The organism is Rhizobium sophoriradicis, from assembly GCF_003939025.1.
Classification (GTDB): Bacteria; Pseudomonadota; Alphaproteobacteria; order Rhizobiales; family Rhizobiaceae; genus Rhizobium; species Rhizobium sophoriradicis.
The window spans coordinates 23,635-47,659 of record NZ_RQIH01000014.1 but is presented as its reverse complement, the minus strand read 5'-3'; the positions used below and the strand labels follow the sequence as shown (position 1 = coordinate 47,659).

26 protein-coding genes and 1 pseudogene are annotated in these 24,025 nt (G+C 64.0%); 18 read left to right on the top strand and 9 right to left on the bottom strand.

Translation table 11 applies throughout. The annotated features are described in order from the left end of the window. Positions 1-2: 2 nt before the first annotated feature. The 4 genes from EFR00_RS22865 to EFR00_RS22855 form a co-directional block, all read right to left on the bottom strand. A complete protein-coding gene (locus EFR00_RS22865; RefSeq protein ID WP_077994826.1) occupies positions 3-1,100 on the bottom strand; it encodes a fatty acid desaturase in 1,098 nt (365 codons plus the stop codon). A gap of 240 nt (positions 1,101-1,340) precedes the next feature. Continuing rightward, on the bottom strand, positions 1,341-1,487 hold the full coding sequence (locus EFR00_RS33125; RefSeq protein ID WP_164519027.1) for a hypothetical protein: 147 nt from the start codon (positions 1,485-1,487) through the stop codon (positions 1,341-1,343). A gap of 38 nt (positions 1,488-1,525) precedes the next feature. Continuing rightward, positions 1,526-1,924 carry a hypothetical protein gene (locus tag EFR00_RS22860; protein ID WP_009991935.1) on the bottom strand — a complete coding sequence of 133 codons (399 nt, stop codon included), beginning with the start codon at positions 1,922-1,924 and terminating at the stop codon, positions 1,526-1,528. Between the two features lie 94 nt (positions 1,925-2,018). Then, positions 2,019-3,419 (bottom strand): MFS transporter, encoded by a 1,401-nt coding sequence (locus EFR00_RS22855; protein WP_077994827.1) that lies wholly within the window; start codon positions 3,417-3,419, stop codon positions 2,019-2,021. Between the two features lie 124 nt (positions 3,420-3,543). On the opposite strand from EFR00_RS22855, the gene EFR00_RS22850 reads away from it, so the two are divergent. Beyond that, positions 3,544-4,506, top strand: a complete 963-nt coding sequence (locus tag EFR00_RS22850; RefSeq protein WP_077994828.1) for a LysR family transcriptional regulator — start codon at positions 3,544-3,546, stop codon at positions 4,504-4,506. Positions 4,507-4,529: 23 nt separating this feature from the next. Here EFR00_RS22850 and EFR00_RS22845 read toward each other — a convergent pair whose 3' ends face one another. Further along, on the bottom strand, positions 4,530-4,910 hold the full coding sequence (locus EFR00_RS22845; protein ID WP_009996888.1) for a VOC family protein: 381 nt from the start codon (positions 4,908-4,910) through the stop codon (positions 4,530-4,532). Between the two features lie 114 nt (positions 4,911-5,024). Next, the gene (locus EFR00_RS22840) at positions 5,025-5,930 is read right to left on the bottom strand and encodes a S1C family serine protease (RefSeq protein WP_010059187.1); all 906 of its coding nucleotides are present in this window, start codon (positions 5,928-5,930) and stop codon (positions 5,025-5,027) included. A 213-nt stretch (positions 5,931-6,143) separates the two neighbouring features. Here EFR00_RS22840 and EFR00_RS22835 point away from each other — a divergent pair, with 213 nt between their 5' ends. After that, a complete protein-coding gene (locus EFR00_RS22835) occupies positions 6,144-7,547 on the top strand; it encodes an aminotransferase-like domain-containing protein (RefSeq protein ID WP_077994829.1) in 1,404 nt (467 codons plus the stop codon). A 213-nt stretch (positions 7,548-7,760) separates the two neighbouring features. Beyond that, positions 7,761-8,129, top strand: coding sequence for a DUF983 domain-containing protein (locus EFR00_RS22830; protein WP_037113541.1), 369 nt, complete (start codon positions 7,761-7,763; stop codon positions 8,127-8,129). 3 nt (positions 8,130-8,132) lie between these two features. On the opposite strand, the gene EFR00_RS22825 is transcribed toward EFR00_RS22830, so the two are convergent. Beyond that, positions 8,133-9,026, bottom strand: a complete 894-nt coding sequence (locus tag EFR00_RS22825; RefSeq protein ID WP_077994830.1) for a LysR family transcriptional regulator — start codon at positions 9,024-9,026, stop codon at positions 8,133-8,135. 150 nt (positions 9,027-9,176) lie between these two features. Between EFR00_RS22825 and EFR00_RS22820 the strand changes: the two genes are divergently transcribed. The 4 genes from EFR00_RS22820 to EFR00_RS22805 all read left to right on the top strand — a co-directional run bounded on the left by EFR00_RS22820 (position 9,177) and on the right by EFR00_RS22805 (position 11,875). Beyond that, complete coding sequence (locus EFR00_RS22820) at positions 9,177-9,788, top strand: glutathione S-transferase family protein (protein ID WP_077994831.1); 612 nt, start codon at positions 9,177-9,179, stop codon at positions 9,786-9,788. Positions 9,789-9,823: 35 nt separating this feature from the next. Continuing rightward, a complete protein-coding gene (locus EFR00_RS22815) occupies positions 9,824-10,756 on the top strand; it encodes a pyridoxamine 5'-phosphate oxidase family protein (RefSeq protein WP_009993136.1) in 933 nt (310 codons plus the stop codon). Positions 10,757-10,832: 76 nt separating this feature from the next. Continuing rightward, entirely contained in the window at positions 10,833-11,294 is a 462-nt protein-coding gene (locus EFR00_RS22810) for a nuclear transport factor 2 family protein (RefSeq protein WP_038687812.1), read from the top strand. Positions 11,295-11,314: 20 nt separating this feature from the next. Next, the gene (locus tag EFR00_RS22805) at positions 11,315-11,875 is read left to right on the top strand and encodes a TetR/AcrR family transcriptional regulator (protein WP_077994832.1); all 561 of its coding nucleotides are present in this window, start codon (positions 11,315-11,317) and stop codon (positions 11,873-11,875) included. A gap of 9 nt (positions 11,876-11,884) precedes the next feature. Here the strand turns inward: EFR00_RS22805 and EFR00_RS33120 are convergent, their stop codons facing one another. Then, a complete protein-coding gene (locus EFR00_RS33120) occupies positions 11,885-12,049 on the bottom strand; it encodes a hypothetical protein (protein ID WP_009993710.1) in 165 nt (54 codons plus the stop codon). A gap of 156 nt (positions 12,050-12,205) precedes the next feature. Here EFR00_RS33120 and EFR00_RS22800 point away from each other — a divergent pair. Continuing rightward, positions 12,206-12,891: pseudogene (locus tag EFR00_RS22800) on the top strand (hypothetical protein). Between the two features lie 20 nt (positions 12,892-12,911). Further along, on the top strand, positions 12,912-13,217 hold the full coding sequence (locus EFR00_RS22795; protein ID WP_039618754.1) for a Dabb family protein: 306 nt from the start codon (positions 12,912-12,914) through the stop codon (positions 13,215-13,217). 197 nt (positions 13,218-13,414) lie between these two features. Here the strand turns inward: EFR00_RS22795 and EFR00_RS22790 are convergent, their stop codons facing one another. Next, on the bottom strand, positions 13,415-14,638 hold the full coding sequence (locus tag EFR00_RS22790) for an MFS transporter (RefSeq protein ID WP_183738088.1): 1,224 nt from the start codon (positions 14,636-14,638) through the stop codon (positions 13,415-13,417). 324 nt (positions 14,639-14,962) lie between these two features. Here EFR00_RS22790 and EFR00_RS22785 point away from each other — a divergent pair, with 324 nt between their 5' ends. The 9 genes from EFR00_RS22785 to EFR00_RS22745 all read left to right on the top strand — a co-directional run bounded on the left by EFR00_RS22785 (position 14,963) and on the right by EFR00_RS22745 (position 23,985). Then, complete coding sequence (locus EFR00_RS22785; protein ID WP_009994276.1) at positions 14,963-15,211, top strand: hypothetical protein; 249 nt, start codon at positions 14,963-14,965, stop codon at positions 15,209-15,211. Positions 15,212-15,265: 54 nt separating this feature from the next. Then, entirely contained in the window at positions 15,266-15,937 is a 672-nt protein-coding gene (locus tag EFR00_RS22780; protein WP_009994275.1) for a response regulator transcription factor, read from the top strand. Then, a complete protein-coding gene (locus EFR00_RS22775; RefSeq protein ID WP_038687818.1) occupies positions 15,927-17,330 on the top strand; it encodes a sensor histidine kinase in 1,404 nt (467 codons plus the stop codon). The genes EFR00_RS22780 and EFR00_RS22775 overlap by 11 nt, the downstream gene beginning before the upstream one ends. Before the next feature lie 118 nt (positions 17,331-17,448). Further along, positions 17,449-17,874, top strand: coding sequence for a membrane protein (locus tag EFR00_RS22770; protein ID WP_038687820.1), 426 nt, complete (start codon positions 17,449-17,451; stop codon positions 17,872-17,874). Between the two features lie 98 nt (positions 17,875-17,972). Next, complete coding sequence (gene ccmI, locus EFR00_RS22765; RefSeq protein WP_077994834.1) at positions 17,973-19,103, top strand: c-type cytochrome biogenesis protein CcmI; 1,131 nt, start codon at positions 17,973-17,975, stop codon at positions 19,101-19,103. After that, a complete protein-coding gene (ccmE, locus tag EFR00_RS22760; RefSeq protein WP_009988134.1) occupies positions 19,100-19,561 on the top strand; it encodes a cytochrome c maturation protein CcmE in 462 nt (153 codons plus the stop codon). Before ccmI ends, ccmE begins: the two co-directional genes overlap by 4 nt. Then, the gene (locus EFR00_RS22755; RefSeq protein WP_077994835.1) at positions 19,558-21,552 is read left to right on the top strand and encodes a heme lyase CcmF/NrfE family subunit; all 1,995 of its coding nucleotides are present in this window, start codon (positions 19,558-19,560) and stop codon (positions 21,550-21,552) included. Before ccmE ends, EFR00_RS22755 begins: the two co-directional genes overlap by 4 nt. Positions 21,553-21,731: 179 nt before the next feature. Continuing rightward, positions 21,732-22,193, top strand: a complete 462-nt coding sequence (locus EFR00_RS22750; protein ID WP_077994836.1) for a cytochrome c-type biogenesis protein — start codon at positions 21,732-21,734, stop codon at positions 22,191-22,193. A 205-nt stretch (positions 22,194-22,398) separates the two neighbouring features. Further along, on the top strand, positions 22,399-23,985 hold the full coding sequence (locus tag EFR00_RS22745) for a Do family serine endopeptidase (RefSeq protein WP_077994837.1): 1,587 nt from the start codon (positions 22,399-22,401) through the stop codon (positions 23,983-23,985). Positions 23,986-24,025: the final 40 nt, after the last annotated feature.

Below are 24,025 nucleotides of genomic sequence, written 5' to 3'. Positions count from 1 at the left end.
TTTTAGTTTGCGGCTCTGAGCCGCGCCGCTTCACGAAACGACACCAGCCGCATTGTCTGTTCGTCCCAGAGCACCAGCTTGACGCAGCGCAGGCTTTCCATGAGCGTGATGCGGCCGATTCCAGCCAGCTCGGGATGGTCCCGCAGCACCTCCGGTAGCCGATAATAAGGCACTCGGCTCGCCAGATGATGCACATGGTGAATGCCGATATTGCCGGTGATCCAGCGCAGCACCGGCGGCAGGTCGTAGTGCGAGGCGCCGTGAAGCGCCGCATGCTGGAACTGCCAGTCCGGTTTCTTCGACCAGTGCGTTTCCTCGAACTGGTGCTGGACATAGAACAGCCAGACGCCAGCGGCTCCCGCCAGAAGCACGGTCGGCAAGTGGACCAGCAGGAAGGGGACCATACCACCCGCCCAAATCAATAGGGCGGCGACCAGGGCGATGGCAAGGTTGGTCGCCATGGTCGAGATCCAGGGCAGGGGGCCGGAGCGCATCATGCCGAAAGGCAGGCGCTGCTTGAAGATGAACAGCCATGCCGGCCCGATCCCGAACATGACGGCTGGGTGCCGGTAGAGCCGGTAGGCAAGCCGTCCCCGGCGCGACAGCGCGTTATATTCGGCGATCGTCAGCGTCTCGATGTCGCCAACGCCGCGCTCATCGAGGTTTCCGGCCGAGGCGTGATGTTCCGCATGCGCCCGACGCCAATAGTCGTAAGGCGTCAGCGTCAGGATGCCGATCGCGCGCCCGACCCAGTCGTCGAGGCGGCGGCGGGCGAAAAATGAGCCGTGGCCGCAATCATGCTGGATCATGAACAGCCTGAGCAGGAAAGCGGCTGCTGGAACGACGAGGATTAGGCCCGGCAGAAAGCCGTAACGAACGGCCGCCCATGCGGCGGCCCAGAACAGCGCAAAGGGAATAGCTGTCACGGCCAGTTCAAAGGCACTGCGTGTGGCCCTCGGCTGGCGATATCCTGCAAGGATCTTCAACCAAGGTTTTTCGGCGAAAAATGCTGTCGGTTGTTTCTGCGGATTTTCACAAGGCTCGTCCAAGGCGGCAAGCCGGATTTCCTCGCTCGCGAAGCGGCGCGCGCCTTCGATCACGAAATATCGCCGGAAAAGGCTGCGACGCTCGACGGATCGTCGACGCGGTTGATTATATGAACAAGTGTCATGCTCTGTGGCACCTTCCGGCTTTTTCGAAAACACGATCATCGCTGATCCCGCGTCCCGGCAGGACGCGCCGCCGCTTTTAGCCACACATCACCCAATACGCAAATCGATCCCGACTGCGTTTGTCATGAAAGGGGCCACGGGCGATCCACCCGAGGGCTCGACGCGCGCTTATTTCTTCGGCGCGCTGCTTCCGTGCGGAGTGGCCTGGGTCGCGGCCTTCATCTGGCCTGCGAAGGTGCCGGCCATCTTCGGCGCCAGCTTGTCCTTCTTAGGTTTGCGAGCCTCGCGATTGCTTCTCAACTGACCTTTTGCCATCGATCGATCTCCTATTCAGACGAATACAAAGCGCGTTTTCAGCTTCGCGCGTCGGGTTTGAGGTTTGTCTTACGCCTGTCGCTGGGCAATCCCTGGATCGCATAACGGTCGTAAACCGGAGTGACTGGTTTCGGCGGCGTTTTCAGCTTGCCGAAGTAGTGTTCGAGTGCCTGCGAAAGCTTGGCGGGCGACGTTACGCCCTCCTGAAACAGCTTGATCAGCAGCACCGCTGCGACATTGCAGCCCTTGCCGTCGTCGATCGCGATCCTGGCCTCGTAGCCCGCATTGTCGAGTACGGACTGAAGCATGTCGAGATCGGACGAGGTCAGGTACGGCTTTTTGGAAGTGGAAGACATCGGTCCTCCTTTCGTCGGGGCGAAGGTATGAAAACCCTCAGTCGGCAGCGCCCGGACAATGGCTGCCGACGGCGAAACCATGCGCCTTTCGCCGAGGCAAGGCAATGGGGTTCTCGCTGCGAATATTCGTTTTTGCTTATGAAGAGCCCGCACCGATAAGGTGCGGGCGCAACGGTCATTCCGCCGCCTGATAGGTGGGCCTCCGGACGGCCGATGTCCTCGGACCTGCGGCTGCAAGCAGGGTGACGGCGATCGCAAGCAGCGCCACGAAGGCGACGCCGGCAACATACGGATCCCAGCCGAAATTCGCTGCTGCGCCGAACACCGCCGAAGCGGCCGCGAGCACGATGCCGCCGCCGATCTGGAACGACGCGAAGAGCAGACCGGAGGCGAGCCCCGACTTGTCGTCCTCAACGTCGGAAAGGGCTGCGACCTGCACCGAAGGGTAGGTCATGGCATAACCGAGGCCGAGCAGGATCTGCGAGACCAGCACGAGTAGGAGCGGATCGACATGTCCGAGTGCCGCCACCCAGAAAATGTAGCTGAAGGCCTGCAGCCCGACGCCTGCCGCCATCAGCCCGGTGGCGCCGCGGTTTTGCGCCAGGTTCGCAAAGCGTGGCGCCAGGAACATCACGAAGACGCCGCCGAGGGCAAAGGAGAAGCCTGTCGTGAAGGCCGACCAGCCGATGACGTTCTGATAATAGAGCGTCGCCAGGAACTGGAAGCCGACATAGGCGCCCTGGAAGAGGGCGGCGATCGCATTGGCGTGCCGCAGCCGCGCCCGGCGGAACATGCCGAGCGGCACCATCGGATCGGCATGGCGTGCTTCGACCGCGAGGAAGAGCAGGATCAGCACCAGCGACGCCAGAAGCGAACCCCAGGTCGGCAGGGCCTGCCAGCCGGCAGCCGCGGCATTGGTGATGCCGAAGACGAAGAGCAGCAGCCCCGGCGTGATCGTCAGTGCGCCCGCCCAGTCGAATGTGGGCCGCGGTCCGGACCTTTTCGGATCGGCCGGCAGCGCCAGCGGCGCCAGGACGAGGGTCAGAATGGCGACCGGCGCGCCCATGACCAGCGTTGCCCGCCAGCTGAAGATCGTCGCTGCCCCGCCGAGAACCATGCCGAGCACGAAGCCGGTCGCACCGGTGGAGGCGAAGACCCCGAGCGCCTTTGCCCGGGCTGTTCCCTCGCCGAACACCGAGAGCAGCAGCGCCAGCGCCGCAGGCGCGGTGAAGGCGGCAGCAATGCCCTTGATCAAACGGGCGGCAATCAAGGTCGGGCCGCTGTCGACGAAGCCGCCGGCGATGCTGGCGGCGGCAAAGATCGCCAGCGACCAGAGGAACACGCGCCGATGGCCGAAGACGTCGGCGACCCGGCCGCCGAGCAGCAGGAAGCCGCCATAGCCGAGCACATAGGCGCTGACGGCCCATTGCAGTGATGTCGCCTCCATGCCGAGCTCGGCCTGGATGGCGGGGAGCGCAACGCCGATGGTGGAGACATCCATGGCGTCGAGAAAGTTGGCGGTGCAGAGCAGCAGCAATGCCAGCCCCGCCGCGCTTTTCGATTTGGAAAAGGTCATCGAAATCGTTCCTTCTTGGCTGCCGCCTCATCGGAGGGAGGTTGCCGGGCGGCAGGGAACGAGAAAATGTACAGCTTCCAATCCTATTGCAAATTGATAGTAGCCATGCCAGGTATTACTGGTGATGATGAATGATGCCACGCTGCGCAAAATTGACCTCAACCTGCTGCTGGCTTTTTCGGTGCTGATGCAGGAGCGCAATGTCAGCCGCGCCGCCGAACGGCTGCTGCTCGGGCAGCCTGGCCTGTCGGCCGCTCTTCGCCGGCTTCGCGAGGCGCTGGATGACGAATTGTTCGTGCGTGTCGGCCGCGGCCTGCAGCCGACGCCGCGCGCCCTGTCCATTGCGCCGGCGATCGAGGATGCGCTGTCGGGCATCGAACGCGCCATCCGCCCGCAGGCCGAATTCGATCCGGCAAGCTGGCAGGGCGAGTTCCGCATCGGCATGTGCGATAATCTCGAATCGGCCTTCTTCGGCCCGCTTGCCGCCCGCCTGCTGCAGCTTTCTCCGGGCGCCCGGCTGATCGGCATCGCTTCCGAAAAGCGCGACGCCGCGCGCCGGCTGGACGAGGGCGTCTTCGATTTCAGCGTTTCGGTGCACGACGAACCGGCCTCCTGGCACATCCGCGCGCCGCTGTTCAACCAGGCCTCGATCTGCATTTACGACGATGCTCAACTCAAACTGAAGGCGCCCTTGAGCCTGGACGGTTTCGCCGATGCCGCGCATGTCACCGTCTCCTTCGAGGGCAACGCCTCGACCAGCATCGATATCGCGCTCAGCCGCACCGGCCATCGGCGCCGGGTGGTGGCGACCGTGCCGCGCTTTTCCGCTCTGCCGACGGCGCTGCGGGCCATGCCGGCCATCGCCATCGTTCCGGAATCGATCGGCCGCTGCATGGCGCAGTTGCATGGGCTGACGATTTGCGAACCGCCGCTGCCGCTGCCGGTCGATCCGGTGACCATGCTCTACCGTCGGGTCGACCAGGCCGACGGCCGGGCGCGCTGGTTCCGCCGGCTGTTCCTCGACGTCGCCGGCGAAGCGCTCGAAGCTTCCGGCTGTCGCGTGGCGATTTCAAGAGCGGCGGCCTGACGGCGACGTTTTATCTCACCCGCTTACATCTCACCCTTGTGAAAATAGGCTTCGAGGCGGTAGCCGTCGGGATCGATGACGAAGGCGGCGTAATAGAAGCGGCCGTAATCCGGCCGGATGCCCGGTTCGCCATTGTCGGTGCCGCCGGATGCGATAGCGGCGGCGTAAAAGGCGTCGACAGCGGCCTCGTTCGGGGCGACGAAGCAGAAATGCAGCCCGGATTGCATGTCGGCGACAACGGGATGCTCGGCCTGTATCACCCAGAGGCCGACCTCATCAGGACCGTAGCCGATCACACCATCGGAATTGGACAGGCGCTCATAGCCGAGCGGCGCCAGCGCCGCATCATAGAAACGGCGGGCTCTTTCGAGGTCTTTGACACCGATGGAGACATGATCGAACATGGTCTGCAAACTCCGTTCATCCCAAGACTAATTGAACAGCAGCATCTTTCAACTGCCAAAAGAAGAGTGGAATCCGTTTGGAGGTCCGGCCGCGCGCACTTGGCCGGTAAGACTTTACTGCAGCTGCGGCTTTTTCAGAAAGCTGTTGCGGTCGGCGGATTTGACGCGCAGCCAGGCCTCCCGGCCGTTGCGCAGAATCCGCATCGGAATCTCGGCGCCGGCCGGGCCGCTGCTCCAGAGCTTGCGGTAGAAATCGGCAAGGCCGTCAACCTCTTCGTCACGGATCTCGGAAATGATATCGCCCTGACGCAGACCGGCCTCGGCGGCCGGACCGCCTTCGGCGACGCTCATCACCACCACGCCGCCATTGCTCTCAGCGGAGAATGCGCCGAGCCAAGGCCGCGGCGGCTTGTTGACCTGACCGCGGTTCAAGAGGTCGTCGAGGATCGGCGGCAACAGATCGATCGGCACGACCATATTGATGTCGGCGACCTCGCCGTCCTGGCTCATCTGCAGGCGCAGCGAACCGATGCCGAGCAGCTTGCCGTCGGCGCCGATCAGCGCTGCCCCACCCCAGGCGGGATGGGCCGGTGCGGTAAAAATCGCCTCGTCCAGCAGATATTCCCAATAGCCGGCGAATTCCTGCCGGGCGACGATGTTTGCCTGGACGAACTCGCCGATCCCATCGGCAAGCACGACGGGATCGCCGGGCCTGGCGGCGGCCGCATCGCCGAAATCCACCGCCGGGGCGTTGAGAACGCCGAGCGCCTGCACCAGGCCGAAGCCGCTTTCCTGATCATAGGCAAGAGGATGGGCGGGAACCACCCGGCCGTCCTGGGTCGTCAGCCAGACCTCCTCAGCCTCGGTGATGAGATAACCGATGGTCAGCACCAGCCCGTTGTCGCGAATGACGACGCCGCTGCCCTCCCGGACGGTGCCCAGCGTCTCCGCCGTGAAGGCATCTTCTGGGATGGAGGAACGGACGGCCACGACGGACCGCAGGATCGGATCAATATTCATGCTTTTATCCCGAGGCGCCGCCGCGCGACACCGAAAGCCGGCGCGCCTCCTTAATAGGTAAGAAGGTGAAGGGGCGGCGGCAAGGTTGGCGCGACTGGAATTTCCGCAGCCCTATGCCAAGCCGTGGAAGGCTACCGGAATATCTGGGGGTGACAGCGGTGCTGCGCAACAATATACAGTCAATCCTATCAGGAATCAGACAGGGATCACGACATGAAGGATTGGCATCCCGATCTCAGCCGGAGCAGCAGCCCGCGTTACATGGCGATTGCCGATCTGATCGAAATGGATCTGCGCAGCGGCCATCTGGCGGTCGGAGACCGGCTGCCGCCGCAACGCGACCTCGCCAAGCGGCTGAATGTCGATTTCACCACCGTGGCCAGAGGCTATGTCGAGGCGCAGAAGCGCGGTCTTGTCGAGTCGCATGTCGGCCGGGGCACTTTCATCACCGGCCGCGTGGGCAAGGCGAGGCAGGACTTCGCGCCTGACGCGGCGCCCGATCCGCGCCGCGCATCGATCGTCGACTTCTCGATGAACATGCCGCCGGAACCAGACGATCCGGAACTGATCGCGGGCATGCGAGAGGCCATGTCGGCGGTGGCCGCAAGTCTCATCCCGCTACTGCGCTACCAGGGTTTCGGCGGCTCCGGCATCGATAAGGACGCCGCCGCCGTCTGGCTCGGCCGCCGTGGGCTCACGCCTTCGCAGGAGCGGATCTTCGTCACGCCGGGTGCGCATCCGGCCCTGTTGGCGATCTTCGGCCTGCTGGCAAAGCCGGGCGAGACGGTGCTTTCGGAAATCATCACCTATCCCGGCATGCGCTCGATCGCCGCCCAGCTGCGGCTCAACCTCGCCGGCGTGCCGATGGACGAGGACGGTATCCTGCCGGACGCCCTTGCCAGCGCCTGCGAACGGTTGAAGCCGAAGGCGCTCTATCTCAATCCGACACTGCAGAACCCGTTGACACTGACCATTTCAACCGGTCGGCGCGAGGAAATCGCGGCCGTCGCCCGCAAACATCAGCTGCCGATCGTCGAGGATGATGCCTATGGCTTCATTCCCCAGCAAGGTCCGGCGCCGCTTGCGGCATTAGCGCCGGACCTCACCTGGCATATTGGCGGCCTGGCGAAATCCCTCGGCGCGGGCCTGCGCCTTGCTTATGTCGTGGCGCCCGACAGCAAGGCCGTATGGCCCTTCGTCAGCGCTATGCGCGCCAACAACGTCATGGCCTCGCCTTTGACAGTGGCACTCGCCACCCGCTGGATAGAGGACGGCACGGCCGATGCGATCCTGCGCTTCATCCGCGCCGAGGCCGCCGCCCGTCAGCAGATGGTCGCCGCCATCCTGCCTGCCGGCAGCTACCGCGCCGATCCGATCAGCTTCAACATCTGGCTGCCGCTCGCCAATGGCTGGACCCGTTCCACCTTCGGCAGTCATATGCGTTCCGCCGGCATCGGCGTCGTGGCAAGCGATGCCTTCACCGTCGAGGGCGCCGCCCCGGAAGCGGTGCGGGTCTGCCTCGGCGGCCCGATCACTCGGGAGAGACTGCACGGCGCACTGGAATTCATGACCCATGCGCTGGAAGGCCCGCCGGAAATGGCGGCGTCGTTCTTCTAATCCCGGCAGCTTTCAACTTGCCCTCAGGCCCGCTGCTGGTCTGGTCCCTTCGATGATGTGATGTCTGCGGTTTGCCCGGTCGCCAGCCGACGGGGATCTGCGGCATTCTGGCAAGTTGACTGGTGATTGATGCGTAATGTATTTATATTGGATGCATGCATTTGTGTGGCATTGATCGGCATTGAGCCGCGTGCCAGAGAAGACGAGGTTATCATGGACACCGAATATCCCCCGCTTCCTCCGATGCAGACCGGCGTCAGGGGACGTTGCCCGCGTTGCGGCCAGGGCCATATGTTCAAGGGCTTTCTGACGCTGCAGCCGCAATGCGAGGTCTGCGGCCTCGATTATGCCTTCGCCGATCCGGCCGACGGCCCGGCCTTCTTCGTCATCTGCTTCGCCTGCATACCGAGCGTCCTGCTTGGCGTCTGGCTGGAGGTGGCGTTTTCGGCGCCGATCTGGGTGCAGCTTCTGGTCACCGGCCCCTTCATGCTCGCCACCTGCATTCCGCCACTCAGGCCCCTGAAAGGCTGGTTGGTCGCCAGCCAATATTTCTACAAGGCGGAAGAGGGCAAACTCGCCTAGAGCCTATTTCAGCGTCGCGCGCAGGCGCGGCGTGGCGAAATCGATGAGCGCCCGCAGTTTCAGCGGCACCAGCCCCTGCGAGGGATAGACGAGCTGCACCGGCGCCGGCGGCGGTTCGAAATCTTCGAGCAGCGGCACCAGCAGGCCCGCCGCTGCGGCGCGGGCGGCCTGATAGGAGAGCACGCGGGTGACGCCGAGACCGGCGACGGCCGCATCGACGGCGGCCTCGGCGGTGTTGACCGCGAGCCGTGAGCGGATCGGCACGGCAAGATCGCGCTTCCCCTCCGTGAAGCTCCAGCTCCGAGTCGCGGCCATGTTCTCGAAGGTGATGCAGTCATGTGCGGAGAGATCGCCCGGCTGCCGGGGTGCCAGGTGCCGCGCGAGATAATCCGGGCTGGCATAGACGGTGCGGCGGATCGCGCCGAGCCGCGTGGCGATCAGGTTGCTGTCGGCCAGGGTGCCGATCCTCAGCGCCAGGTCGATATGATCCTCGACAAGGTTCGACAGACGGTCGCCGAGCATCAGCCGCAGATTGATCTCGGCATAGGCCTTCAGGAAATCCACCACGACAGGCAGGACATGCAGCCGCCCGAAGACGATCGGCGCGGTCATCGTCAGCTCGCCCTTCGGCGCGCTGTATTCGCCGGCGGCCGTCCGTTCCGCCTCTTCCACCCGGTCGAGAATTTCCCGCGCCGCCTCCACATAGGAGCGTCCGGCCTCGGTCAATGTGATCTTCCGATTGCTTCTCTGCAGCAGCTTGGCGCCGAGATGCGCCTCGAGCTCGGAGACCTTGCGGCTGACCGTCGCCAGCGGTGAACGCAGATGCCGCGAGGCGGCCGACAGGCTGCCTTGCTCGACGACGGCAAGAAGCACGCTCATGGCGTCGAGGCGGTCCATTTTATCCTTCCATCAATTGAGAACATGCCTTCCAGATTAGCATCCTACTGCAGTTCATTGGAAGGCAGTAAATTCCCTGCAGGTGGTTCGAACGGCCATCGCCGGCAAGGCCGAGGCCTTGTTCCCGCCCCATCAGACAAAGGAACCGTCATGAAACTCTACCATCATCCGCTGTCCGGCCATTCCCACCGGGTTCACCTGTTCCTGTCGCTGCTCGGCGTGCCTTACGAACTGGTCGAGGTCGACTTGGCCGCCGGCGCTCACAAGGCTCCTGAGTTCCTGAAGCTCAATGCCTTTGGCCAGGTGCCGGTGCTTGACGACGATGGAGCGGTCATTCCCGATTCCGCCGCCATCCTCGTCTATCTCGCACGCAAATTTGGCCGCACCGACTGGCTGCCGGTAGACATGTTGGCGGCGGCACGGATCCAGAAATGGCTCTCGGTCGCCGCGGGCGAGATCGCCTACGGGCCTTGCGCCGCCCGTCTCGTCACTGTCTTCGGCGTCAATTTTCATGCCGACGAGGTGATTGCCCGGGCGCACCGCATTCTTACGCTGGTCGAGGCGGAGCTCACGGGCCGCGCCTTCCTGCTCGGCGACAATCCGACGATCGCCGATATCGCGCTTTACAGCTACATCGCCAATGCGCCGGAGGGCAATGTCGACACCGCGCCCTATCAGGCCGTGCGCGCCTGGCTTTCCCGCATCGAGGCGCTGCCGGGTTTCGTCAGCTTCCGCAAGACGAAGATCGGACTGGCCGCATAAAGATCCGTCCCGATCGTGCCTGAAAGGAGGCCGTGATGCTGGAGAAGTCAAGAGAGGATGCGCCATCGCCCTGGCATCAGGGTGAACTCGCAATGCAGCGCAGCGTCGGCGTCGTCGAGCGGATGGACGGGCCGGGGCGGAATTTCGTCCGCAAGGCGATGCCCGAGCAGCACCGCGCCTTCTTTCCGATGCTGCCTTTCGTCGTGCTCGGCACGGTCGATGCGAAGGGCGACGTCTGGGCGACGGTGCGGGCCGCGCAGCCGGGTTTCATGTCCTCGCCGGACCCGGAGACGCTTGAGGTCCGCCTGCCGCGCGAGTCGGCCGATCCTGCCGATGCCGGGATGGAGGATGGCGCCGCCATCGCGATGCTCGGCATTCAGCTCGAGACCCGGCGGCGCAACCGGTTGAACGGCGCCATCAGCAGGACGGATGCCGATGGTTTCCGCCTGCGCGTCGGCCAGAGCTTCGGCAATTGCCCGCAATATATCCAGCCTCGCGCCGCCGCCTTCGTTCGCGATCCCGCTCTGCCGACAGCGCTGCCGCCGCTGCGGTCCCATGAGTTCGACGAGCGCGCGCGGCGGATGGTCGAGAATGCCGATACGTTTTTCGTCGCTTCCTATGTCGACCGCGAGAATGGCGAACGCCAGGTCGACGTCTCCCATCGTGGCGGCTATGCCGGGTTCGTGCATCTCGGCGCCGATGGCGCGCTGACCGTTCCCGACTTTGCCGGCAATCGTTTCTTCAACACGCTCGGCAATTTCCTGGTCAATCCGAAGGCCGGGCTGGTCTTCATCGATTTCGATACCGGCGACATGCTGCAGATGACGGGACGGGTCGAGGTGTTGCTCGATTCGCCTGACATCGCCGCCTTTCCCAGGGCGGAAAGGCTGTGGCGTTTCACGCCGGAGGATATCGTGCTGCGCCCGGATGCCCTGCCGCTGCGGTGGAACCGGCGCACCGATGTCTGAGCTCGATCGCCGCCCGACAAACTTGTAAAACCGGTACCGATCGGTAAACTCGAAACTACTCAGTACAGGAGATATCATGTCCAGCCTCATTCCGCCGTTCACCCTGGAGACCGCCACGCAGAAAGTTCGTCTCGCCGAGGACGGCTGGAACAGCCGCGATCCCGAGCGCGTCTCGCTCGTCTACACGCCGGACAGCCGCTGGCGGAACCGCGCCGAATTCATTACCGGCCGCGCCGAGATCGTCGCTTTTCTCACCCGCAAATGGGCCAAGGAACTGGACTACCGGCTGATCAAGGAGATCTGGGCCTTCACCGACAATCGCATTGCCGTGCGCTTTGCCTATGAATGGCACGATGACAGCGGCAACTGGTTCCGCTCCTATGGCAATGAGAACTGGGAATTCGATGCGGCCGGCTTGATGCAGCGCCGTTTTGCCTGCATCAACGATCTGCCGATCCGGGAAACGGAGCGCAAATACCACTGGCCGCTCGGCCGACGGCCGGACGATCATCCCGGCCTGACCGAGCTCGGCCTCTAGAACAGGATGAATTCAGGCCGGTGAAGACCGTCTATGAACGCACCGACATCGTGCCGCTGCTCGCGGAAACCTTCCGCGAGCTCGGTTACGAGGGCGCCACGCTCAGCCGCATCACCGAACGCACCGGCATCGGCAAGGGCAGCCTTTATCACTTCTTCCCGGGCGGTAAGGAGGAGATGGCCGGCGCCGTGCTCGCCGATATCGACGCCTGGTTCGAGCAGGCGGTCTATCGGCCGCTCAGAAATGACGATGCCCGTCAGGCGATCGCGGCGATGTGGCTCAACGTGGGTGACTATTTCCGCTCCGGCGGCCGCATCTGCCTCGTCGGCGCCTTCGCGCTCGACGACACCCGTGAGCGGTTTTCGTCTGCGATCGGCGACTATTTTATCCGCTGGATCGAGGCGTTGCGTTCGGCGCTGATGCGGGCAGGCTGTGCCGAGCGGGAGGCGCAGACGCTGGCCGAGGAAGGCATCTGCGGCATTCAAGGGGCGCTGGTACTGTCGCGCGCGCTCAAAGATGAAGCGGTCTTCACCCGGTCGCTGGAAACGTTGGCGAAGCGGCTTGAGGCTGCGACGCGATGAGGGCAGACCTTACATCCGCGCCGCTTTGCCTGTATCTCTCGGCGTTGCGGTTGAGGCTGCCGGGTCGGGCGGGGTGTTCTCGCGCTCAAGGCGAATCTGGCGCCACTCATTTTCCATCTGGTCGACGACGTGCTGGGGAATGGTGGTCTGGGTATTGGCGGCAGGCGTCTGCATCGGAAGTCTCCTCTTGTGGTGGTAAGGCTTCAGGGCAAGGAAATGAATTGCACAAGATAAAAGCCGTGTAAATCAGGGGCTTAGGCACTTCAAACGATTAAGTTGATTTTAATCGATTAAGACGGTTTTAACCACGAGATTGCCGGGAAGCGCGGTATGGTTGTCCACATGGATCGGATGTTCTTTTTTGATGCGGTGTGCCAGGAGCTCTTTAAAGGAGGGCTAACTCATCCTCAGGTAGAGGGTATTGCGGCGATTCTCGATGCCTGGGAAAAGCGGTTTGCGCGGGCCGACCGCCGGTGGCTGGCCTACATCCTCGCAACCGCTTACCACGAGACCGCCTATACGATGCAGCCGGTCCGCGAGACGTTGGCTGAAAGCGATACTCGCGCCGTCGAGATCCTGGAGGCGGCCTTTGCCGCCGGCAGGCTCTCCTGGGTAAAGGCGCCCTACTGGCGGCCGGACGAGGATGGCCGCTGCTGGCTCGGGCGTGGCCTGGTGCAGCTCACCCATAGGCGGAATTACGAGGCGATGAGCGTGCTGACGGGCATCGACCTCGTTGCCGATCCTGATCGGGCGATGGAGATGGATGCGGCGGTGACCATCCTGATCGAAGGCATGCTGCAGGGCAGCTTTACCGGACACAAACTTGCCGATCACCTGAACGCGACGACCGAGGACTGGGTCAATGCGCGCCGCATCGTCAACGGCACCGACCGGGCCGAGAAGCTCGCGGGCTACGCCAGGGCCTTCCATGCGGCGATGCGTCCTGATGCCGCGCAGGTCGGGGCGTGCGGTTGAAGGCCCGGGGTCCGCGTGTTATCGCGCGGGCGACCCTCTGAAATCTGACAGGAGCTTCCGCGTGATCCGCCATATCGTTTTCTTCACAGTGCAGGAGGAACATCTGGAGGAGGTGAGGGCCGGACTGTCGATCCTGACCGCCATTCCGCACGCGCGGCTGCTGGAAATCGGCACCAATGTGAAGACCGATCAGCTGGGTACCGAGATCGATCTTGTCGTCTACGGTGAATTCGACGATGAAGCGGCTCTCGCTGCCTATAAGGCGCATCCCGATTATCAGCGCTCGATCGAGCGTGTGCGGCCGCTGCGGGAAAAGCGCATTGCCGCGGACTACGACAGCCGCGCAGCGGTGACGCGGCCGCTCTGAACCGGCAGGCCGTCGGCTGCCGGACGTGTTTGGGTTAAATTTCAAAGGGATAAACAGCTTTCCGGATTCGCCGCGCTGGATGTTGATGCAGCCGTGAGCCACCGGATCCAATCTTCGCAAAATCGGCGGCAAGCGATTCAAAAGATTCGTCAAACGCACGGTCCATCGTCAGCGGAAGAGGGCGTCCATTCCAAGCGTCATGAGGCGGCCGGGCTTGGCTGCGATGCCCGCGCACCGCGCACCAGCGTCATCAGCATCAGCACCAGAATCAGCGACAAGGCGGCGAGAACGGCAGCGGCGAAAAGCGCCGGGCCGGGGCCGGCGCGGTCGAGGATGGCAGTGAAGACAACAGGGGCGATCGCATTGGCAAGGTTCTGCGGCAGCGACAGCCGTGCCGATTGCAGGCCGAATTCGCGCGGCGAAAACACCGCCAGCGGCAGAAGCGCGCGGGCGACGGCCATGACGCCGGAGCCGAAGCCGTAGAGCACAACGAAGGTGACGAGCAGCGGCGTCGACGGACTGGCGAGCAGCATCATCAGGAAGCTTATCAGCATCAGGCCGATGCCCATGGCGGCGCTGAGGATGGGATTGCCGCGCCGGCCGAGCAGCATGTCGAGGAAGCGCGCCGAAATGCCGAGCACGCCGCGGGCCGAGCCGAGCTGCAGCGCCAAGGCCGGCGCGGCGCCCGACTGGCGGAAGATCTCGAGCAGCGAGGGCGAGATGCCGAAGGTGACGAAGGTGGTAAGGGTCGTCGTCGCGGCGATCAGCAGAAAGGCTTTGCGCCCGGCCGCCTTCGACAGCGGCACCGGCGCGATTTCGGCCGCGCCGCCGACGACATGCGCGGCGATCGGCTTCGGCAGGGCGAAAAGATGCAGCGGCAGGCAGATGAAGAATTGCAGGCCTGCGCAGATGAGGAAGGTGAGGCGCCAGCCGACGGCTTCGTTGAGCAGGCTGAGGATCGGCCAGAAGATGGCGCTCGAAAGCCCGGTGAACAGCATCAGGACGGCGATGACGCGCTTGCCGTCCATCCCCTCGCGCTCGACGACGGCGGTATAGGCGGGCGCCGACAGGCCGAGCGCGCCGCCGACGCCGATCACGATCCAGGCGGCGGCGTAGAGAATGACGCCGTTGGCGGCTGCCAGCAGGCAGAGGCCGAGGGCAAAGGTCAGGGAAGCCGCCGAAAGCACCCGGGCGGCGCCGTAACGGCCAAGCCAGCGGCCGGTCGCCGGGCCGACGATGGCGCTGACCAACATCATGATCGTCAGGCCGGCAAACGCCACCTCGTTCGCCATGCCGAGATCGGGCGCCACGATGCGGCCCATCACCCCGAGCATGTCGAAGGTCGTACCCCAGCCGATCACCTGGGTGATGGCGAGCACGAAGACCGTCTGCGCCGAGCGGAAGCGGAAGGAGTTTGGCATTGGTGCTGAAATGGCCTGAATGCGGGAGCCGCAAGGACATAACAGGTTCAATCAGCCGGTAAAAGCTGTGATTGCAATTTCCGGCAGCCCGCCGCGCGCGGGCTTGACCCAAGCATCCGCGCCCAGCCCTCCGTATGCGCCTGGGGAAGACTTTTCCCATGCGCAAAAAGCGGCCGCGGCATCGGTTTTCAGCAGCTGACACCTGCTGCCGCCAACAGTCGAGAACGGTTCTAAACACCCGGCATTACAGCGCATTCATTTGCCATTCAGGTCGCGTGAGTACATAGTCGCATCAAGTTGGAATTACCCTTGAAAGCATAACACATGGCCTTTCCTCTGAGCGTCGCAATAGTGGCCGCCGGACTGGTGGTATCGGCGCCCTCACCGGACGCCACAGGCACTCTTGTCGTGCGTGTGACAGGCGATTGCAGCGCCGCTGCCGCCCAGGTCGTCGAGCAGACGGGTGGCCAGCTCTTATCGGTGCAACCGGTGGGCGATAGTTGCATCATCACCGTTCTGGTGTCGGGCAACGGCCAGCGCCCGCGCAAGGTGACGGTAAAGGTTCCGATGTAGGCGGAATCGGTCTATTCAGAACATGATCGATTTGAAGCGGACGAAGGCGGACCGATGCGCATCCTGGTAATCGAAGACGACGTCAACCTGAACCGGCAGCTGACCGACACGCTGAAGGAGGCGGGCTATGTCGTCGACCAGGCGTTCGACGGCGAGGAGGGACATTTCCTCGGCGATACCGAACCCTATGATGCCATCATCCTCGATATCGGCCTGCCTGAGATGGACGGCGTTACCGTGCTCGAAAAATGGCGCGGCGCCGGCCGCGGCATGCCGGTTTTGATCCTGACGGCGCGCGACCGCTGGAGCGACAAGGTCGCCGGCATCGACGCCGGTGCCGACGATTACGTCACCAAACCGTTCCATGTCGAGGAAGTGCTGGCGCGCATCCGGGCGCTGATCCGGCGTGCGGCCGGGCATGCCTCCTCCGAGATCATCTGCGGACCCGTTCGGCTCGACACCAAATCCTCGAAGGCGACGGTTAACGGCACGCCGCTGAAGCTGACCTCGCACGAATATCGGCTGCTCGCCTATCTCATGCATCACATGGGCGAGGTCGTCTCGCGCACGGAGCTGGTCGAACACATGTACGACCAGGATTTCGACCGCGACTCCAACACGATCGAGGTCTTCGTCGGCCGCCTGCGCAAGAAGATGGGCGTCGACCTGATCGAAACGGTGCGCGGTCTCGGCTACCGCATCCAAGCGCCGAAACATGCGAATTAAGTCGCTCACCGCACGTGTGCTGCTGCTGACCACGGTCTGGTCGACGGTGGCCCTGGTGGTAATCGGCCTGCTCATCTCGACGCTCTACCGCAAGAGCGCCGAACGCGGTTTTCAGGATCTGTTGCGGGCCCAGCTTTATAACGTCATCAATTCGGTGACGATCGGCGATCAGGGGGCGTTGAGCGGCAGCCCGCAGCTCGGCGATCTGCGTTTTGCCCAGCCGAAGACCGGCTGGTACTGGGTGGTGGAGCCGCTCGGCACTTATACGACAGCGCCGCTGGTCTCGCCCTCGCTCGGCTCGGCGCTCATTCCGGTTCCCTCCGTCGTCGAGGCGCCCTTCGACAAGAATTACGAGCGTTATTACCAGGTGACGGACGCCTCCGGCAACCGGGTGCAGGTCGCCGAAACCGAAGTGGTGCTCGATACCGACGGACGCGCGGCGCGCTTCCGCGTCACCGGCAATGTCGACGTCGTCGAGGACGATGTGCGCACCTTTTCCCACAGCCTCTATCTGGCGCTTGCCGGTTTCGGCGTCGGCAGCCTGATCGTCAATGCGCTCGCCATTCTCTACGGCCTGAAGCCGCTCGACAAGGCGCGCGCCGCCCTGGAGCGCATCCGTGCCGGCGAAAGCGAGCAGTTGAAGGGCGACTTCCCGCGCGAAATCCTGCCGCTCGCCAACGAGGTCAATGCGCTGATCGACAGCAACCGGCGCATCGTCGAGCGGGCGCGCATGCAGGTCGGTAATCTCGCCCATTCGCTGAAGACGCCGATCGCCGTTCTCCTCAACGAGGCGCGCGTTCTCGAAAAATCCCACGGCGAACTGGTGCGCAGTCAGGCGGAATCGATGCAGGGGCAGGTGCAGTCCTATCTCAACCGGGCCCGCATCGCCGCCCAGCGCGAATCCGTGCTGGCGCGCACCGATGCCGAGCCGGCGCTCGAGCGGCTGGTGCGCGTCATGCGCCGGCTGAATGTCGAGACCGAATTCGATCTCGTCGTTTCGCCGCCGCATCTGGCCGTCGCCATGGAACAGCAGGATCTCGAGGAGACGGTCGGCAATCTCCTGGAGAATGCGGCGCGTTTCGCCAAGAGCAGGGTGCGGCTCTCCGCCGTCGAGGCCGGCGAGGACGTGAAAGGGGCAGAGGCCAGCGCCCGCCGCCACTGGGTGGAGCTCGCCGTCGAGGACGACGGGCCGGGCCTGGAGCCCGACCAGATCCGCGAGGCGCTGAAGCGCGGCCGCAGGCTCGACGAAAGCAAGCCGGGAACCGGGCTCGGCCTGTCGATCGTCACTGAGATTTCAAACGAATACCAGGGGCGCCTCGAGCTGTCCCGCGGCGAGTGGGGCGGGCTGAAGGCGAAGCTTATCCTGCCCGGCGTCACAAAGGATGTTGCATGACCAACTGCTTGATGTCACAAAGATACTGGCAAACGCATAGCATGCTTTGCCTTAATGCTGACACGGGGACGCTGCACTTCGATCGGCTGAAATTGACCTCTGATCGTGGTTCGACGCAATGATTCTACGCTCGCAAGGGATGATCGTTTCCATCCTGCTTCTCGCCGTCGCGCTCACCGGCTGCACGACGACGAAGGGGGCTGCTTCGCGCGGCATTTTTTCCAGCAAACCTTCGGCATCGGCCGCCTTCATCACCGCGCTGCAGGGCGGCATCGTCGGGCGCAGCGGCGTCAGCTTGAGCGATAGCGACAAGCAACGGGCGCTCGAGGCGGAATATCGGGCGTTGGAAGGGGCAGCAGTCGGCCAGCCGGTGGTCTGGAGCGGCAAGGACGTCACCGGCAAGGTGGTGGCGGCAGCACCCTATCAGGTCGGCTCGCAGAATTGCCGGCAATATACCCATACGCTGACGGTCGACGGCAAGGACAGCGTGGCGCGTGGCGCTGCCTGCCGCAACGACGACGGTAGCTGGTCGCCGCTCGGGTGAGGCTCGTTCCAAGCTAAATTGCGGCGAATAGCCTCAAATCTTCGTCATTCCGGCTTTGGCAGTTGGAATAGCGCCACGCTTCACGTATTTGGGCCGGTATGCTGTTCTGGATTCTCGTTGCCGTTCTGACGGCAGCCGTCGCCGTCATCCTGCTTTACCCCCTTCTGCGTGGAGCGAAGGCGGCGGAGAACAGTCGTGCCGGCGAGGCGGCAGTTTATCGCGACCAGCTGCGCGAACTCGACCGCGATCTTGCCGGTGGGCTGATCACAGCTGAGGAGGCTGATTATGCCAGGGCCGAAATCGGCCGGCGGCTGATCGCCGTCTCCGCCGGCGAGCCGGAGGGAACGCCGAAGCCCGCGCGCCATCACCGTGTCACCGAAGCCTTCGTTCTCCTGATCCTGCCGGTGCTCGGGCTCTGTCTTTATGTGACGATGGGCAGGCCCGGTCTGCCCTCGCAGCCGCTCGAAGCGCGGCTGGAAAATCCCGGCAATGACGTGGCGGTGCTGATCGCCAAGGCGGAACGGCATCTGGCCGAAAATCCCGATGACGGGAAGGGTTGGGACGTGCTGGCGCCGATCTATGTCCGCACGATGCGGGTCAATGATGCTGAGGTCGCCTACCGCAATGCGATCCGGCTTCTCGGCCCGAGCCCGATCCGGCTCGACGGCCTCGCCGAGACGCTGATAGCGGTCTCCGAAGGCGTGGTGACCGAAGAGGCGCGCCAAGCGCTGGAACAGTCGTTGACGCTTGAACCCAACAATCCGCGTGCCCGCTTCTATATCGCCCTCAGCATGGAGCAGGCGGGGCGAGCCGACGAGGCGCGCCGGGCCTTCGAAGCGCTGGCGCAGCAATCGCCTGCCGATGCGCCCTGGCTGCCGCTGGTCACTGAACATATCTCCAAGAACGGCGGCGCGGCTGCCCAGCCTTCGGCGCCTAGCGGCCCAACGTCGGAAGACGTGGCGGCGGCCGAAAACATGAGCGCCGGCGACCGCCAGCAGATGATCCGCGGCATGGTCGAAAGCCTCGACGCCAAGCTGAGCGCCGAACCCAACAATTTCGAGGGATGGATGCGGCTCGTCCGCTCCTACGCCGTAATGAACGACAAGGATCGCGCAGCCGACGCCCTGAAGCGCGGGCTTGCGGCCTTTCCGCCGCCGGGGGAACAAGGTCGGCAATTGCTGGCGCTTGCCAGTGAACTTGGCATAGCCACGGAGGGTATGACCCAATGACGCGCAAGCAGAAGCGCCTTGCGGTGATCGGGGGCGGGATGAGTTTCATCCTTGCCGCGGTGCTGTTGGTGATGTTCGCCTTCAGCCAGTCTGTGGCCTATTTCTACATGCCGGCGGATCTGGCGAAGACGCCGGTGGCGCCGGAGACCCGCATCCGGCTCGGCGGCCTGGTGGGCGCGGGCAGCGTCGTGCGCGGCGCCGGCTCGACGGTGGAATTTGCAGTCACCGACGGTAGCGCCAATGCGGTCAAGGTCCAATATACCGGCATCCTTCCGGATCTGTTCCGCGAGGGCCAGGGTGTGGTCACCGAAGGCATGTTTGCCTCAGGCAGCAACGTCTTTGTCGCCGACACGGTGTTGGCCAAGCATGACGAGACCTATATGCCGAAGGAAGTGGCCGACAAGCTGAAGGCGCAGGGTCTGTGGCAGGAAGGCCAGGAGGCGAAGGCGACGCCATGATCATCGAGATCGGCCATTACGCCCTGGTGCTGGCGCTGGCGACGGCGCTGATCGTCTCGAGCGTGCCTGTGATCGGCGCCCGCCGCCGTGACCGGGCGATGATGGATGTGGCGACATCAGGCTCGCTGGCGATGTTTACACTCGTCGCCTTCTCTTTTGCCGTGCTGACCTATGCCCATGTCGTCTCCGACTTCTCGGTCGAGAACGTCTGGGAGAATTCGCATTCGCTGGTGCCGCTGATCTACAAATATTCCGGCGTCTGGGGCAATCACGAGGGATCGATGCTGCTCTGGCTGCTGATCCTGGTGCTATTCAGCGCGTTGGTTGCCGTCTTCGGCCGCAACCTGCCGGAGACGCTGAAGGCCAATGTTCTGGCCGTGCAGGCCTGGATCTCGCTCGCCTTCACCCTGTTCATCCTTTTGACCTCCAATCCCTTCCTGCGGCTTGATCCGGCCCCGGCCGAGGGCCGCGACCTCAATCCGGTGCTGCAGGATGTCGGGCTCGCCATCCACCCGCCGCTGCTCTATCTCGGCTATGTCGGCTTTTCCGTCTGCTTCTCCTTTGCCGTTGCCGCTCTTCTCGAAGGCCGCATCGACGCCGCCTGGGCGCGTTGGGTCCGGCCCTGGACGCTGGCCGCCTGGACCTGTCTGACGCTTGGCATCGCCATGGGCTCCTACTGGGCCTATTACGAGCTCGGCTGGGGCGGCTGGTGGTTCTGGGATCCGGTGGAAAACGCCTCGTTCATGCCGTGGCTGGCCGGCACAGCGCTTCTGCATTCGGCCCTCGTCATGGAAAAACGCGAGGCGCTGAAGATCTGGACTGTGCTGCTCGCCATCCTGACCTTCTCGCTGTCGCTGATGGGCACCTTCCTGGTGCGTTCCGGCGTGCTCACCTCGGTGCATGCCTTCGCCAGCGATCCCTCCCGCGGCGTCTTCATCCTTTGCATCCTGCTGATCTTTATCGGCGGGGCGCTGTCGCTGTTTGCCTTGCGGGCGCCGAAGCTTGCGGCCGGCGGACTGTTTGCGCCGATTTCGCGCGAGGGCGCCCTGGTTCTCAACAATCTGATCCTGACGGTCGCCTGCGGCACGGTGCTCACCGGCACGCTCTATCCGCTGCTCCTGGAGACGCTGACCGGCGACAAGATCTCCGTCGGGCCGCCCTTCTTCAACCTGACATTTGGCCTGCTGATGGCGCCGCTGCTCGTCATCGTGCCCTTCGGGCCGCTGCTTTCCTGGAAGCGCGGCGATCTGCTCGGCGTTTTGCAGCGGCTCTATGTTGTGGCGGGTCTCGCCTTCGCGGCCGCGCTGATCTTCTTCTATCTCCAACATGGTGGGCCGGTACTCTCCGTGCTGGGGCTCGCCGCAGGCCTGTTCCTGGTTCTCGGCGCAATCGCCGATCTCTGGTATCGCGCCGGCATCGGCAAGGTGGCGGCCAACGTCGCCTGGCGGCGTCTGACCGGCCTGCCGCGTTCGGCCTTCGGCACCGCCCTTGCCCATGCCGGGCTCGGCATCAGCGTGCTCGGCATCGTCGCGGTGACGACGTTCCAGACCGAGCACGTCATCGAGATGAAACCCGGCGAGACGACGGATGCCGGCGGCTACAGCCTGCATTTCGACGGCATGCAGCCGGCGACCGGGCCGAACTACACCGAGGAGCGCGGCCACTTCAGCATCCGCCGCGCCGGTGTCGCGGTCGCCGACACCTGGTCGGCCAAGCGGCTCTACACCGCCCGCCAGATGCCGACGACGGAGGCCGGCATCCTGACCTTCGGCCTTAGCCAGCTCTACGTTTCCTTGGGCGACGCCACCAAGGACGGCGGTATCGTCGTGCGCATCTGGTGGAAACCGTTCATCCTGTGCATATGGGGCGGCGCGCTGATCATGGCCGCCGGCGGCCTCGTCTCGCTCTCCGACCGCCGCCTGCGCGTCGGCGCCCCGCGCCGTAAGGCGAAGGCAAGACCGGCGGCCCCTGCCATGGAGCCGGCGGAATGATGCGCTCGCACCTCTTTTCCGCTTCTCCCCACCGGGGAGAAGATGCCCGAAGGGCAGATGAGGGGGCCGAGCGGCAGAGCCGTGAGGAGCTTGAGCGCAAGCGAAAGGTCGTTTTTGCTTCGAGTGGCCGCCCCCTCATCCGCCCTGTCGGGCACCTTCTCCCCGAGGGGAGAAGGGGAATGCGGCTTCTCTCACAGCTCCTCGTCATTCTCTTCACCCTCTTCACACCCTTCTCCGCCTTCGCCGTCAATCCCGACGAGGTGCTGGCCGATCCGGCGCTGGAGGCGCGCGCCCGAACCCTTTCGGCCGAACTGCGCTGCATGGTCTGCCAGAACCAGTCGATCGACGATTCCAATGCCGAACTGGCGAAAGACCTGCGCCTCTTGGTGCGCGAGCGCATCAAGGACGGCGACAGCGACGAGGAAGTGCTGGACTACATCGTCTCGCGCTACGGCGAATTCGTGCTGCTGAAGCCGCGATTCAATCCGAAGACCGTGCTGCTATGGGGCGCGCCGGTGCTGCTGGTGCTCGCCGGCGGTCTGTCATTGGTCATCTTTGCCCGCAAGAGGGTCGGCAAGCCGACGGGAAGCAAGCTGACGCCGGAAGAACAGGCGAGGCTGAACGAGCTTCTAAAGAAATAACAACCCGTCGAGCCGGTGAATATTTCCGAATCCTTTGGACACCCCAGGGAAGGGCCGGGCGCAGTAACGGCCAGAAATATTCCAAACATTACCAATTTTTCATTGGCCGGACAGTTCGCAGTAAGGTGCGCCATCCTATATCTTGACGCATCGACTGATCCGGCGCTGCCGGTCTGAAGATCCAAGAACAAGAGAAGGTGCTCCAATGCTGAAGAATTTCAACGGACGTCCGTCCCTCGCCACTGTGCTCAAGGCTTCTACCGTCGCCGGTATCGCAGCCGCTGTGCTCGCGACCGGCGTTCCGCTCGAAATCACCCGGTCTTATGCCGAAGCCGTCAAGGTTCAGGCGCCTGCCGTTCCGAGCTTCGCCAATGTCGTCGATGCCGTGTCGCCCGCCGTCGTGTCCGTTCGCGTCGAAAACCGGGTCAATCCCGTCGCCGACAACAATGACGGCTTCTCCTTCGATTTCAACGGCCGCGGCTTCGATGATCTGCCTGACGATCATCCGCTGAAGCGCTTCTTCCGCCAGTTCGGCCAGGATCCGAACGACCAGCAAGGCCATCAGCGGCGCTTTGGCCAGAATGGCCCCGGCGGTCCGAATGGCCCCGGCAAGGGCCGTCTGCGTCCGGTCGCTCAGGGCTCCGGCTTCTTCATCTCCGAGGATGGCTACATCGTCACCAACAACCACGTGGTTTCCGACGGTCAGGCCTTCGTCGCCGTGATGAATGACGGCACCGAACTCGATGCCAAGCTGATCGGCAAGGATCCGCGCACCGACCTCGCCGTCTTGAAGGTCGACGGCAAGGGCAAGAAGTTCACCTATGTCAACTGGGCCGACGACAACAATGTCCGCGTCGGCGACTGGGTCGTCGCCGTCGGCAACCCCTTCGGCCTCGGCGGCACGGTCACAGCAGGCATCGTCTCGGCCCGCGGCCGCGATATCGGCTCCGGCCCCTATGACGATTACCTGCAGGTGGATGCGGCCGTGAACCGCGGCAACTCAGGCGGTCCGACCTTCAACCTCAGCGGCGAAGTCGTCGGCATCAACACGGCGATCTTCTCGCCGTCCGGCGGCAGCGTCGGCATCGCCTTCGCCATACCCGCCTCGACCGCCAGGGATGTCGTCGCCGATCTGATGAAGGACGGCCAGGTTTCACGCGGCTGGCTCGGTGTCCAAATCCAGCCGGTGACCAAGGACATCGCTGAATCGATCGGCCTTTCCGAGCCGAGCGGCGCCCTGGTCGTCGCCCCGCAGGCGGGATCACCGGGCGATAAGGCCGGCATGAAGGCCGGCGACGTCGTCACCGCCCTGAATGGCGAAACCATCAAGGATGCGCGCGATCTCAGCCGCCGCATCGGTGCGATGCAGCCGGGCAGCAAGGTTGAACTTTCGGTCTGGCGCGCCGGCAAGGCGCAGTCTCTCCAGGTCGAACTCGGCACTCTGCCCGCCGACCAGAAGGATGCTAGCGCCGATGACAACAACCAGCCGCAGCAGCCCGAGGCGCCGGCGTCCGAGAAGGCGCTCGCCGATCTTGGGCTGACGGTCGGCCCTTCCGATGACGGCAAGGGCTTGGCGATCACCGGCATCGACCCGGACTCCGACGCTGCCGACAAGGGCATCAAGGAAGGCGAGAAGATCACCTCGGTCAACAACCAGGAAGTCTCCACCCCCGCCGATGTCGTCAAGGTGCTGAACCAGGCCAAGAAGGACGGCCGCACCCGGGCGCTCTTCCAGATTCAGTCGAGCGAAGGAAGCCGTTTCGTCGCTCTGCCGATCAACGGCCAGGGCTGATCCGCGAAAAACGGGAGCCGTGCGGAGGAAACTCCGCGCG